This is a genomic window from Actinosynnema pretiosum (genome assembly GCF_024171695.1).
GTDB lineage: Bacteria > Actinomycetota > Actinomycetes > Mycobacteriales > Pseudonocardiaceae > Actinosynnema > Actinosynnema pretiosum.
In genome coordinates, this window is record NZ_JAMTCF010000018.1 from 1 (window position 1) to 11,708 (window position 11,708).

15 protein-coding genes are annotated in these 11,708 nt (G+C 72.4%); all 15 read right to left on the reverse strand.

Translation table 11 applies throughout. The features are described from left to right. Positions 1–278, reverse strand: a 278-nt coding sequence (locus LV78_RS30575; protein WP_372495008.1) for a transposase, incomplete at its 3' end; no start/stop codon positions are given. A 9-nt stretch (positions 279–287) separates the two neighbouring features. Continuing rightward, entirely contained in the window at positions 288–2,312 is a 2,025-nt protein-coding gene (locus tag LV78_RS30580; RefSeq protein ID WP_253849490.1) for an AfsR/SARP family transcriptional regulator, read from the reverse strand. 403 nt (positions 2,313–2,715) lie between these two features. Next, positions 2,716–3,111 (reverse strand): hypothetical protein, encoded by a 396-nt coding sequence (locus LV78_RS30585; RefSeq protein WP_253849491.1) that lies wholly within the window; start codon positions 3,109–3,111, stop codon positions 2,716–2,718. A 49-nt stretch (positions 3,112–3,160) separates the two neighbouring features. Continuing rightward, positions 3,161–3,574: a pilus assembly protein TadG-related protein gene (locus LV78_RS30590; protein ID WP_253849492.1), complete on the reverse strand. Its 414-nt coding sequence runs from the start codon at positions 3,572–3,574 to the stop codon at positions 3,161–3,163. Next, positions 3,571–3,969 carry a TadE/TadG family type IV pilus assembly protein gene (locus LV78_RS30595; protein WP_253849493.1) on the reverse strand — a complete coding sequence of 133 codons (399 nt, stop codon included), beginning with the start codon at positions 3,967–3,969 and terminating at the stop codon, positions 3,571–3,573. The genes LV78_RS30590 and LV78_RS30595 overlap by 4 nt, the downstream gene beginning before the upstream one ends. A gap of 92 nt (positions 3,970–4,061) precedes the next feature. Next, a complete protein-coding gene (locus LV78_RS30600) occupies positions 4,062–4,505 on the reverse strand; it encodes a TadE/TadG family type IV pilus assembly protein (protein ID WP_253849494.1) in 444 nt (147 codons plus the stop codon). Next, entirely contained in the window at positions 4,502–4,693 is a 192-nt protein-coding gene (locus LV78_RS30605) for a hypothetical protein (RefSeq protein ID WP_253849495.1), read from the reverse strand. Before LV78_RS30605 ends, LV78_RS30600 begins: the two co-directional genes overlap by 4 nt. A 44-nt stretch (positions 4,694–4,737) precedes the next feature. Next, the gene (locus LV78_RS30610; protein WP_253849496.1) at positions 4,738–5,622 is read right to left on the reverse strand and encodes a type II secretion system F family protein; all 885 of its coding nucleotides are present in this window, start codon (positions 5,620–5,622) and stop codon (positions 4,738–4,740) included. Positions 5,623–5,627: 5 nt separating this feature from the next. Beyond that, positions 5,628–6,494, reverse strand: coding sequence for a type II secretion system F family protein (locus LV78_RS30615; protein ID WP_253849672.1), 867 nt, complete (start codon positions 6,492–6,494; stop codon positions 5,628–5,630). A 5-nt stretch (positions 6,495–6,499) separates the two neighbouring features. Continuing rightward, the gene (locus LV78_RS30620; protein WP_253849497.1) at positions 6,500–7,870 is read right to left on the reverse strand and encodes a TadA family conjugal transfer-associated ATPase; all 1,371 of its coding nucleotides are present in this window, start codon (positions 7,868–7,870) and stop codon (positions 6,500–6,502) included. Beyond that, positions 7,867–8,616, reverse strand: coding sequence for a CpaE/TadZ family protein (locus LV78_RS30625; RefSeq protein ID WP_253849498.1), 750 nt, complete (start codon positions 8,614–8,616; stop codon positions 7,867–7,869). Before LV78_RS30625 ends, LV78_RS30620 begins: the two co-directional genes overlap by 4 nt. Further along, positions 8,616–9,302: an SAF domain-containing protein gene (locus LV78_RS30630; protein ID WP_253849499.1), complete on the reverse strand. Its 687-nt coding sequence runs from the start codon at positions 9,300–9,302 to the stop codon at positions 8,616–8,618. Before LV78_RS30630 ends, LV78_RS30625 begins: the two co-directional genes overlap by 1 nt. 196 nt (positions 9,303–9,498) lie before the next feature. Continuing rightward, on the reverse strand, positions 9,499–10,512 hold the full coding sequence (locus tag LV78_RS30635) for a hypothetical protein (RefSeq protein WP_253849500.1): 1,014 nt from the start codon (positions 10,510–10,512) through the stop codon (positions 9,499–9,501). Further along, complete coding sequence (locus LV78_RS30640; RefSeq protein WP_253849501.1) at positions 10,506–10,922, reverse strand: hypothetical protein; 417 nt, start codon at positions 10,920–10,922, stop codon at positions 10,506–10,508. The genes LV78_RS30635 and LV78_RS30640 overlap by 7 nt, the downstream gene beginning before the upstream one ends. A 158-nt stretch (positions 10,923–11,080) precedes the next feature. After that, positions 11,081–11,689 carry a prepilin peptidase gene (locus LV78_RS30645; protein ID WP_253849502.1) on the reverse strand — a complete coding sequence of 203 codons (609 nt, stop codon included), beginning with the start codon at positions 11,687–11,689 and terminating at the stop codon, positions 11,081–11,083. Positions 11,690–11,708 lie beyond the last annotated feature (19 nt).

An 11,708-nucleotide genomic window follows, 5' to 3' on the forward strand; every position in this document is an offset into this window, starting at 1 on the left:
TCGAACTCGTCGATCGCCTCGGCGATGACGCGAACCCTCGCCACGAGCGCGGTGAGGGTGCCGTCGCGCGACCAGCGCCAGAACCGGTTGTAGACCGTCTTCCACGGCCCGTACCGTTCGGGAAGGTCACGCCACGCGATCCCGGACTTGGCCTTGAACAGCATCCCGTTGATCACCCGACGGTCGTCCACCCGAGGACGACCCTTCGCGCCCGAGACTGGCAGCAACGGCTCGATCACCCGCCACTGCTCATCGGTCAACTCGTGCCTGCGGATCACGACCCGAAATCAAAGCAGATCAGCTACAACTGCTTTGAGGACACGCCCTAGAGCGGCCACCGCGTCGAGCGCGTCTCGGCGGCTCGCTTCGCGGGTGGTCTCAAGCCATTCGCTGCTCATCCCGTCGGCCAGCGGGCCGGTGTAGCTGTCCACGACATCCCGGTACGCCGCCGCCCGCTCCAGGTCGCTCGTGCGCTGTCGGGTCGCTGCCACGGCTGCGGCGAAGCGGTGGTAGTCGACCTCGACGAGTTCGGGCGCCAAGCGGTAGCGGCCTTCGCCGACCAGCACGACGTCCGCCAGCGCGCCGTCGGTTGCGGTGGTCAGGGAGCGACGCAGACGGGTGAGGGTGGTGTTCATCGCGTTGGTGGTCCTGTCGGGGGAGCTGGACGCCCACAGGGCCGCTGTGAGGGCTTCTCGGCTGACGCCGTCGGGGTGCAGCGCGAGGTAGACCAGCAGCTCGCGCACGCGGGGTTGGAGCGCAGAGGTGATCTCGTGCTCGACCGGCTCCGCCCTGGCGCCCTCAGGTGGTTGACGCCACCACACCTGCGGCAGACCGAGCACGCTGATCCGCAAAGGCGCGAGTGCCAAGTTTTGCTGCGGCGAATCGCGTTCACAAGCGCTGGGATCGTGCTCTTCCTGGTTACCGGTTGGCACGTCTGCGGGACGTTGGGCGGCTTGCGGCTCGCCCTCCAGACGGACCGCGGCCAGGATCTCCAGCCCGTTTTCCGCTGGCGCTCCAGGCCGTGCCGCAGGTTCGCGGGCGGCTTCGTCCAGCAGGGGGAGAAGTGCGGCGGCATCACCATCCCCCAGCCTGAACAGGCTGGTGCTGGGTGGAAGGGCGCCTGCGGGGCTGGTGCAGGACACGGTGCCGTCCTGGCGGACGTGCGCGGTGACACCGGACGGCCACTGGCCGAGCAGGAGCCCGGTCACGCCAACGTGCGCCCCGCTGTCCAACACCGCTCGAAGCCTGCGGAGCTGGCGGTCGGGGGCGCGGGTCACCAGCACGGTGGCGGGCCAGGACGCGTTCGTGCTGGAGGGCGTGCCTGCGCGGGCCAGGATCTCGGCCTCCAGCTCGTCCAGGGCAGCGTCGAGGTCGACGGCGACGTGCAAGCCCGGCAGGAGGATGCGCTTGGTCGTTCGTCGTCCGACCAGCATCGTGAGGTCTCCTGTGGTGGTGAGCACCCGCGCGGTGCCTGCTGCGCCTTCGGATGCCGTGTTCAACGCGGTGATCAGCAGTGCGCGAGCCGCGGACGTGGCGCCTACGCCGACCAGGCCCAGCCCGCCCGAAGCGGCCAGGTCCAGCACCGAACCGAGTGCTGCGTCGTCCCGGTCCTGCTGCTCTGAACGTGCCTCGTCCTGGTCGACGTGCTGGTGGACCATCCGCACCCCGTAGACCACCGGAGCCGCAGACAGATCGGCGCGGTCGCCACTACCGGGCAGGTAACGGCGCCCACGTCGACGGCGGGCGAGGACCACCGCCGACCCGAGCGCGGAGGCCGCCACCGCCCCGGCGAACGCCGTTTGCCTCCAGCGGACTCCTGTCTCACCAGGTGGCGGTGGTGCTGGTGGTGTGGCGTCCTCCGACGTGCCGGGGCGTTCAGGTGCTTGGCTGCCGCGCACGTCCTGCGGCGGGAGCACGTCGAGCTCCTGCGGAGCGGTCGACGCCGAAGGGGTCACCGGAGCGGGCACCACGGCTGCCGCAGCGACGGGCATGACGAGCTCTTCGCCAGGGAAGATCAGGTCCGGGTCGTCGAATGTCCCGCCGACCCGCTGCTTGCCCTTGTTCAGCTCGAAGACCTCCGGCCACCGGCCGCCGTCCCCGAGCGTGCGCTCAGCGATCCGCCACAGGGAGTCGTGCGTCCCGCTGCTCGGATCAGGGACCTGCACGACCACTGAAGCCGCAGCGCCTGGCCAGTGCTTCTCGATCGTGTTGTTCTCGGAGGAGGTCACTGCGGCGCTGGCTGTCCCCGCACTGGTCGTGACGGAGGCTGAGCCCGCCTGCTCACCCAGGAGAGCCAGCAGGAGCGTGCTCACGAGCGCCACCGCTGCCCGGTGCAGCGGACCGATCGTCGTCAGCTCCGGAAGGCGGGCTCCGCGCACGACGCTGACCGCGCAGCGGAGCACATCGGTGGTGAACAGGCCCCAGGACGACCAGCAGGTGCAGGCGAGGAAGTCCAGCAGGAACTCGAAGGTCATGGGGTTCAGGAGCACCGCCTGCACCTGCGCCCACGACGGTGGCCGCGTGGGCAGCGGCCACCCCGCGACGTGGACGAGCCCCCAAGGCAGCCCGAGCACCACCCCGGTCAGCACCGTCGCGGCCAGCAGGCCGCGCAGCGATCTGAGCACCCCGGCGAAGAGCCACCGAAGTCGTCCTGTTGACCGCCGACCGCGCGGTGACGTGACCACGGCGTTCCCTCCTCACGGGTGCGGTGAGCGGTCAGCCCTCAGGTGGGGGAGTTGGTTCGCTCCGGCCCGCCTGCGCCTCCACGACCTCGGGTGGGGAAGAGGCCCCTGCCGGTGTGCGCGTTCGCTTGCGCCCCTTGTCGACGCGCGGCTTCCTGCGCCTGGTGCTGGCCGTCCTGCGGGTCTCCAGCCACTGGGCGAGGTCGGCGGCCTCGACCTCGGTGAACCGCGCCAGCTCGTCCACGTCGATGACGTCCTGCGCGGCGAGCAGGACGTCGCCGAGCGCCTGCTCGACCTCCTCCAGCTGACCGAGGACGGCGGCCCGCCGGAGGGCGAGCTCGCCGACCTGCTGGGCGGCTGCGGAACGGCGTGCGCTGCGCGCGCTGTCGGCTTGCGCGACGCGCTGCCTGATCTGCTCGGGTGTGCTCATCTTCTGGTTCTCCTCCTGCGTCAAGGCGTGCTGAGCGGGAAGCGGGTGTTCACCCCGTGGTCGGGCCGGCGCTGGCGCGGCTTTGCACCGGCAGCGACGTGATGCCGACCAGCCAGAGCAGTTGGGTGCTTCGGGACGCGGTCACGGTGACGGTGACGACCTTCTCGGTGGCGGTCGCCGTTCCGGTCGCGCCCTGTGCCGCGAGGTGCGCCTGCGCGTCCGCGACAGCTTGCGCGGGAAGCAGCCGAAGGGCGCCGTCGGTCCGGTAGCCTGCCAGGTCGATGGCTTGCGCACCGGCCCGAGCGGCTGACTCCGCTTGACCGGTGGCCCGCACCTTCGCCGCCAGCGCGAGACCCCCGTCGAGGACCAGACCGGTCAGGACGAGAAGTCCTGCGGTGAGCGCCAGCACGAACGCGCTCGTCCGCCCCTCGGCGGCACACCACCACTGGGTGCGCGTGCTCATCCTCGCCCTCCGGTTCCCCCGGACCGCCACCGGTCGATCGGTTCGACCGAGGTCGCTGTCAGGACCGAGCTGCCGGGCATACCGAGGAGGATCGCGTCGCCGAAGTCCACCTCGCAGGACACCGTCACCGCGACCGCGTCGCCGGGGCCTGCCGTCGTGGTGCTCACCGTCAGCGCCGCGCAGACCGCCCCAGCCGAGGCCAGCGCACTGGTCGCGGTCTGCTGGGCGGCGGTGGACGCGGCCAGAGGGCTGCGCTCGATGCTCGCCGCACGGGCCGCTTGGTGGGCGGCGTCGTCGACGCGGATGCGCGCGTCGACACCCCGGTGGACGACCACGCCGACGAAGACCAGCAGCACGACCAGGAAGGGCGCCACGAGCACGGTTTCGGCCGCCACGGACCCGCTGCTCGTGCGCCACCACGTTGTCCACTCGGGCTGGACGCGAGGCGGGCGGCAGCCAGCCGTGCGCTGTTCGGTTGCCATCACGTTCACCCTCCTGCCAGATCGAGGACGAACCGCTCGACTGGGCCGCTGGCTTCGGCGTGCACGGGCAGCGTCAGGAACGGCACGACCCGGCTCGCCGTCCCGGTGATCCGCACCGACGCCGTGACCGCCTCCCGCTTGGCGGCCACCGAGGGATCGGCGAGCGGGCCGCGCGCGAGCTGGTCGAGGAGCTGTCGGGCGGCAGCTGTTCCCGCCGAAGCGGTGCCGTGCACGGCGCGGGTGGCGGCCAGTCCGTGCGCGGCGGCGGCCTGCGCGATGTGGGTGGCGTGGGACCAGAGCGCGAACTGGACGATGGCCAGCAGCGCCAGCAGGAGCAGTGGCGTGACGACGACCAGCTCCGCGCTCACCGACCCCCGATCGCCCCGCAGCACCCGGCACAGCCGGTCTCCCAGGCAGACTGCGACCCTGAACTGGTGGAGCTCGGTCACAAGCTGATGCTGTTGGCCTTCTCCGTGACCTTGACGACGAGGATCGCGACCACGACGAGCGCGGCGGCGACCAGCATCGCGGTCACCAGCACGGTCTCGGTGGAGTACCCGGCCTCCGGGGATCGGCGCAACCGCTCCCACCGCGCGCGGAGCGTCGTCCACCACGTGTCCAGCTGTGTTCCTGACATGACGGTCTCCTTTGGTGTGCAAGGACTTCCCTCTCGATCGGAGGTCACAGTCCGTTGAGGACCTGGGTGACGGCGGGGTGCGCGATGAAGGCCAGGAACCCCAGGAGGAGCAGCACGACCGGCAAGGACATCCGCTCGGTCGCGGCTTGGGCCTGTCTCTCGGCCTCGATGACCTGGCGGTTCCGCATGGCCGACGCCTTGGCAGCGAGCGACGAGCGGACCTTGGCACCCTCGGTGCCCACCAAGCTGACCGAGGCGGCCAGCTCGACCAGCTCGACGACGTCCAGCTCCTCGCCGAGCTCGCGCAGGGGCGTCCACGGGGCCGTGCGGGTCAGCCTGGAGGTGTCCAGCGCCCGGCGGATCCGCTCGAACGCCCACCCCCGGCCGACCGCCACCGCGCCGCCCAGGGCGCTGTCGACCCCGGCGCCACCCGCCACGGTGATCCAGACCAGATCCAGGTAGGCGGACAGGGCGTGCCGGAAGTCCTCGCGCAGCCTCGAAGCCAGGGCTCGCGCGCGCAGGTCCGGTAGGACGAAGCCCACGACGGCCAAGAGGAGACCGCACAGGAGGGGGAACCCGGCTCCCGGATCAGCGCCGCACAGGGCGAGGAGCATCGTGAGCAGGGCGGGCAGCAGCAGACCGGCGACGGCGAACACCGCTTTCTCCGCGAGGTGCGCCGAGCTGGAGCGACCGATCACGGCCAGGTCGCGGGTCAGGCGTGCTCCGGGGAGGCCGAGGGCGCGCAGCGGGGCGACGGCGGGCCTGCCGAGACGAGCGGCCCAACCCGTGTCTCCCGGGTCTGGAACCGGGGGTGGTGCGGTGGCGCGCGCCAGCACCACGCCGAGGGCCGGCTTGGGCGGGAACAGGTGCACCGCCACCATCCACAGCCCGATCCCCGTCCCGCACCCCAGCAGAGCGCAGGTGATCACCGGGCTCACCCCCGCTGTCCCGTGATGGCCACCACGGGTGGCTCGGAGGCGAGGAAGCGATCTGGGCGGTGGACGCGCGCGATGCGTGCCAGCCACGCGAACCCGACGGCGAACAGCGCGCCGACACCGAGCAGCACCAGCTGTCCGGTGGCGCTGTCGTAGGCGCTCAGGTAGTCCCGGTTGAGCAGCACCACGGCGACGGCGAAGCCGCCGGTCGTGCCAACGATGACGCGCACCGAGGTCCGGGTGCGGGCGCGTCCCGCCTCCACGCGCAGCCGCATCGCCGCCTGCCCGCGAGCGGTCTCGGCCAGCGAACCCAGCAGCTCGGCCAGGTGCCTGCTCTGCTGCTCCGCAGCCAGCAGGAGGGCCGCGACCACCAGGTCGCCAACCGGGTCGTCCAGCTCGTCACCCAGCCTGCGCAGCGCTCCGCCCAGGCGCTCACCGCTCTCGAGCCGGGCACCCAGCGCTCCGACCTCGGCGCGGATCGCCGCAGGAGCCAGTGGTGCGGTGACCAGGACCGCCTGCTCCAGCCCGGCGGCGGCGGACAGGTTGTCCCGCAGCATCTCCGCCCAGGTCGCGACGGCCTCGACGCGCGCCACCCGGCGGGTGTGCTCGGGATCGCGGCCGAGGACGCCGGGCAGCGCCCAAGCGGCGAGCCCCGCCAGTCCGGCGCCGACGACCCACCCGGTGGCCAGACCGGTCAACAGACCCACCGTCGCCGCGAACACGGCACGCGGCACTCGGCTCCGGTCCGGGAACAGCGCGGCTCGCAGACGCTGAGGGCGGGGAACCGTGCCGAGGAAGCTCAGGAGCACCAGCAGCAGGCCAAGACCCGCCCCCGCGCCGAGCAGCGCGGGCACGAGCACCGTCATGGGGATCACGGCGCCCACCAGCCTTCCGGCCGGTCCAGCACGCCGGGATCGAGACCGGCGTCCACCAGCACGTCGAGGGTCGTGGCGCGCAGCGCTCCGGGAACCGGGCGGGCCCGGTGATCGGAGCCGGGCCGGTACACCTCGTTGGAGACGACCTGGGGCCCGTCGGCGCCCACGACCTCCCGGATCGAGGACACCACGCGCGTGCGCCGGTCCGCGCCTCGGGCCAGGTGCACCACGAAGTGCACGGAACCGGCCACGAGCAGGTTGGTCGCTTCCAGCGGCAGCCGCTCGGCGGCTTGAGCGGCGTAGGAGGCGAGCCGGGTGAACGCCAGCTGCGAACTGCTGGCGTGCAGGGTCGCCATCGAGCCGTCGTTGCCCTGGCTCATCGCGTTGCACATCGGGATCACCTCGGGACCCCGGATCTCCCCGACGATCACCCGGTCCGGGCTCATCCGCAGGGCCCACCGCACCAGCTCGGCCTGGGAGACCGCGCCCGAGTCCTCGATGTTCGGGTCGCGGGCTTGCAGGGCGACGACGTCCGCGTGGACGTTCGAGGCGCGCTCCAGCCCGAGCTCGAAGGCGTCCTCGACGGTCACCAGGCGCTCCATCGGGTCCATCTCGGCCGCGAGCGCCCTCAGCAGGGTCGTCTTGCCCGCGCCGGTGCCTCCCGTGATCAGCAGGTTCATCCGCGCCCTGACCAAGGCACCCAGGAACTCCTCCAGACCGGGGTCGACGGTGCCGTGGCGACGCAGCTCGGCCAGCGTGGTGGTGAGGTAGCCGTGGCGGCGGATCGACAGCGCCGTCACGCCCCCGGCGGTCAGGGCCATCACGGCGCACAGCCGCTGACCGCCCGGCAGCTGCAGGTGGACCACCGGGCTGCCCTGGTCGAAGCGGCGCTCCTGGCTGGAAGCGCGGGCAGCCAGTAGCCGGACCAGGTCCGTCAGCTCCTCGTTGGACTCGGCGATCGGGTCGACCTGGGCGCGGCGGCCGTCGCTGTACTGGACGAACACCCGGTCGTGCCCGTTGGCGTTGATCGTCTCCACCGCCGGGTCCTCCAGCAGCGGCTGCAACCCGGCCAGACCGAACAGCTCGTTTACGACCTCGTCGACGACCTGCTGCTCGACGTCGGGGGACAGCAGGGTCCGGCCTGCGGCGAGCTCGTTCTCGGCGTGCCCGCGCAGGGCCTGGTCGAGGATGGCGCGCGCCCTCTCGTGCTGGCCGTGCGCACCACCGCGCTCCTGGTCGCGGGCCACCTGGCGAGGTAGTTCGGTGGTGACCTGTTCGCGCAGGTGCTGGCGCAGCCGGGTTGCCGCGAGCACGCGCTCATCCGCTCCCTGCGGCGGTACGGTGGCGCCCAAGCGTTCGCTGATCATGACTCATTCCCTTCCTGCTGCTGGACGTTCCGGTTGGCGAGCTCGACGGCGACGCGGTGCGCGAAGCGCCCGAGCCGGGAGCGCGCAGGAGCGCGGGCGCCCCAGCCCGCTCTGACCGGTCGGCCGCAGAACGCTGCCGCGCCGCGCGGGTCGTGAGGCACCCGCCCGAGTGGCGGAACCCCCAGCTCGCGGGCGACCTCGGCGGTGGAGCAGCCGTCACCTGCCAGGAGCAGGACCGGGTTCGGGCTCCAGCCGCCCACCTCGGCGATCCGCTGCGGCAGGTGCGCCAGGTCGTCGGCACGCGCTCGTGACAGCAGCACCACCGCGTCCGAGGAACGTGCGATCGCCAGCGCGGGGGAGTCGGTGTCCACCCGTCCGCAGTCGACGACGACCAGCAGGCCGAGGTGGCCCGCCGCCTCGCGGAGAACGACCGGGGGCGTGCCCAACGCCGCCAGAGCCGCTCGGGCTTGCCGAGCGTCCGGTGGGGCGATGACGACGGGCAGGCCTCCGGGCAGGAGTTGGGAGTGCTGCTGCACCAGGTCGGCGGCGGCATCACGCCGTGCCGCCGCCGCGAGGGAGACCAAGCTCGGGCTGGAGTCCAAGGAGAAGCGCGCGGCGAGATCACCGCCCGCAGGGTCAGCTTCGACGAGCAGCGGGCGTGCGGGGGAGGGCCACCGCGCCGCCAGCGCCACGGCGAACACGGTCGCCCCCGGCGAGCCCTTCAACGACAGCACCGAGATCAGCATCAGCGCGCTCCGGCAGCGGGGAGCAGCATCAGCGACACCTGTCCTGCGGGCACGGCGGCGACCTGGCGTGCGGCGTCTTCCTGCAGTTGCACGGAGACCACGGTGATCTGCTCGTGGGACGGGGTGGTCACGCCGGTGACCACGGCTGACCACGTGGTTCCGCTGTCAGCGGGCGGACGGCTGGTGGCACCCGCCTGACCGGGCACGAACACCACCGACACCTCTGTCCCGGCTGAGACCTCGGGTGGGAACTGCCCCGCTTTGAGCGCCAGGGCAACGAGTCCGTGCCCGCTGCGCGGTATGGCTGCGACGCCCACCGCGTCCAGGTTCAGCAGGGTCCCGGCGGACATGCTCGTGGCCATCGGCTTGCCGAGCAGGGCATCCGCCTGGTCCGCGCTCACCACCCCGACGCCCGGATCGGCCGCGACGGCGACCTCCAGCAGGTCCTGCTCGGTCAGCACCTGGCCGACCACCAGGTCCCGCGCCAGGGCGAGCACCGGCTTCTTCCCGCCGGAGTGGAGCGCGAGCAGCGCGAAACCGCCTGCGCAGACCAGGACCAGGAGCACACCGAGCAGCAGGTGCGGGATTCCGGCACGGGATCTGGTCGTGCGGAGCCGGGAGACTGACGCCTTGTCGCCGTTCACCCACGTGCGGTCGGTGGTTGTGCCGGGCCTGGTGGTGCTCATGTCGGTACCTCCGGAGGCATGGGGGTAGTGCGCCGCGTCGCCCGGCAAGGGGCGAGCGGTAAGGGGAACTGCGTGATCTGGGGGCCGGTGCGGGCGCTGCCAAGGGGTGCGGCGCCCGCACCGGCTGGGGAACCCGGCGCACCGGGTGGCTGAGCAAGACGGGCAGCGTGCTGACGAGAGGAGAGCTGAGACTCGGTCAGCCGCCGTGGCCGTTCAACGCCTGCGACTCCAGCACGCGGAAGGACGTGGTGCTGCCCGTGGTCATGTCGGGGAAAGCTCCACCCTGGCCCGCGCCGGACCAGGTGACCTGCCAGCGCACAGTCGCCGTCACCGGGAACTCCCGCGCGGGGTGCCCGGCGGACGATCTGCGGTAGACGTGGCCGCAGTCCGGGGAGGGGGAGCGGGGATCACCGTTCACTGGGTACGGGGTCCCCGCTCCCGAGCAGGTGACCGTGGTCCCGTCGCCCATGGACCAGATCACCGAGAGCGGTGCCGCCACCGCCGTCACAGCCACACCGGGAACCGAGGCGGTGGCCGAGACGGCTCGCCAGCCACCGGACAGCCAGAGCCAGGTCGGGAGGTGCACCAGTTGGTCCTGGGTCGGGCTCGTGGCGATCGTCGGTGACGGCAGGCGGAGCTGCTTGCGCGCCGACTGCGCGAGCTCGGCGGGCGAGGGCAGCAGGGCCGCACCGAGCTGCTTGTCGTCGGGAATCCACCGGGGTGGCCGGTAGAGGGCGTCCGACGTCCCCTCTCCGGTGCACCGCCAGAGGTACCAGGCGCCGGGCGCCTCACCGGGAGCCGCCGTGCGAGCACGTGGCGCACGGGTCCACACGGGGCGGGCTAGATCGCTGGTGCGCTTTGACGTCCTGAGGGCGATGGTCGCCACACCGCCTGCTGGGGGCTGGTAGTCGGACTTCACGTACGAGCAGTCAGCCTGGCCCGAGTCGCCGCCGGTGATGGTGTCGCCGGGCTCGCGGGGTGCGGGCGCGCTGGGAGCGCTGCCGCCTGGGTGGTCCGGACCGCTTGTGCTCGGCGCGTGCCCCGGCTCACCGCTGCCGTTCGCCCCCGCCTCCAGCTCGCACAGCGGTGACGGCGTCTGGTCGCAGGTGACGGTGCCGTAGGAGTCGCCCGCGAACGCGGGGGCCGCGCCCAGCACGAGTCCGGCCGCAACCACGGCGGCCACGGTGGCGGCGCGCTGGTGGCTCAGCACGTCCCCACCTCCCGCACGGCGAAGTCGGTCACCTTCCAGCTCCCGTCGCCCTGGAGTTCGACCAGGCCGCTGATCGCCCTTCGCCCGCCTGGGGTGCTGTCGGCGAGCTGGCTGTCGTCGGCGCGGTACTTCAGCGCGGCCGTGGAATCGCTGCAGTCGGTCACGGTGATCTTCGTCGGGTTCTCCGCCGGTTCTGCGGAGCGGACCACGGCGTCGTGGGTCGCCTCGCCTCTTGTCACCAGGCCGTTGTGGTGGTCGGCGTAGAGCCCTCGGGTCAGGTTCGTCAGCGCCACCCCCGCCGCGTACTGCCCGAGGCTCGTGGAGCGCCAGTCCGATGTGGCCCCGGCCGTCGCGAACTCCCGCCACATGCCCAGGTAGGCCGAGGTCGCGGCCTGCTGCGCTAGCTCCACCTCGGAGGCCGTGCTCGGCGCTGTGGAGACCGGAGGCACCGGTTGCGGGGCTGAGGTGGGCGCGGAGGTGGTGCTGGAGCCGCAGGCCGAGAGGGCGAGCAGGGAGGAAGCGAGCGCTACCGCTGCGCAGATCGAGGTGTGCAAGTCAGCCTCCGAGGTCAGGGCAGGAGAAGGGCGACGCAGACGCCGCCGAGCACTGATGGACCGAGGGCGACGGGGTCGTGGACACCCAGACGCCTGAACACGACGAGCAGCCCCGCGGTCACGCTGGCGAGGAGCAAGGTGAGCAGGAGCCCCACGCCGACCTTGTGCCAGCCCACCCAGCCGAGGAACAGGCTGACCGCCGCGAGCAGCCGGACGTCTCCAGCCCCGAAGCTCGGCGCCACGAGGGCGAAGCCGAGCATCACGACGAAGACGCCGCCCGCTGCCGCCACCGAGCGCCCGAGGGCAGGCAGGTCGCCGTCCAGCAGTGCGGCCTGCCCGAGCAGGAGCACCCCGCCCAACGCCATCCCGCCCGTCAACGCGCGGGGCAAGCGCAGGCACGCCAGGTCGATCGCGGCGAGCGGGACTCCGGTGATGGCGAGCCAGCAGACGGCGGGCAGGTGCGGTTCCCCGCTGAAGCGGATGGTCATGACGCCGGTCAGACCGGTGCAGATCGAGGTCATGACCACCGGCGCTGCACCCGATCCGACCGCGTCCCGGCCAACCGCCACCAGAAGGGGGCCGCTGGCCAGTCCTGAAAGAGCCCAGATCACGTCCCAGTGCACCTCGACCTCCTCGGATGAC

What these genes read in the sequence shown, in the direction of transcription:
- LV78_RS30605 (WP_253849495.1), bottom strand. Translation starts at nt 4,693, where the DNA reads ATGTCAGGAACACAGCTGGACACGTGGTGGACGACGCTCCGCGCGCGG.
- LV78_RS30590 (WP_253849492.1), bottom strand. Translation starts at nt 3,574, where the DNA reads ATGAGCACGCGCACCCAGTGGTGGTGTGCCGCCGAGGGGCGGACGAGC.
- LV78_RS30620 (WP_253849497.1), bottom strand. Translation starts at nt 7,870, where the DNA reads ATGATCAGCGAACGCTTGGGCGCCACCGTACCGCCGCAGGGAGCGGAT.
- LV78_RS30625 (WP_253849498.1), bottom strand. Translation starts at nt 8,616, where the DNA reads ATGCTGATCTCGGTGCTGTCGTTGAAGGGCTCGCCGGGGGCGACCGTG.
- LV78_RS30585 (WP_253849491.1), bottom strand. Translation starts at nt 3,111, where the DNA reads ATGAGCACACCCGAGCAGATCAGGCAGCGCGTCGCGCAAGCCGACAGC.
- LV78_RS30630 (WP_253849499.1), bottom strand. Translation starts at nt 9,302, where the DNA reads ATGAGCACCACCAGGCCCGGCACAACCACCGACCGCACGTGGGTGAAC.
- LV78_RS30615 (WP_253849672.1), bottom strand. Translation starts at nt 6,494, where the DNA reads ATGACGGTGCTCGTGCCCGCGCTGCTCGGCGCGGGGGCGGGTCTTGGC.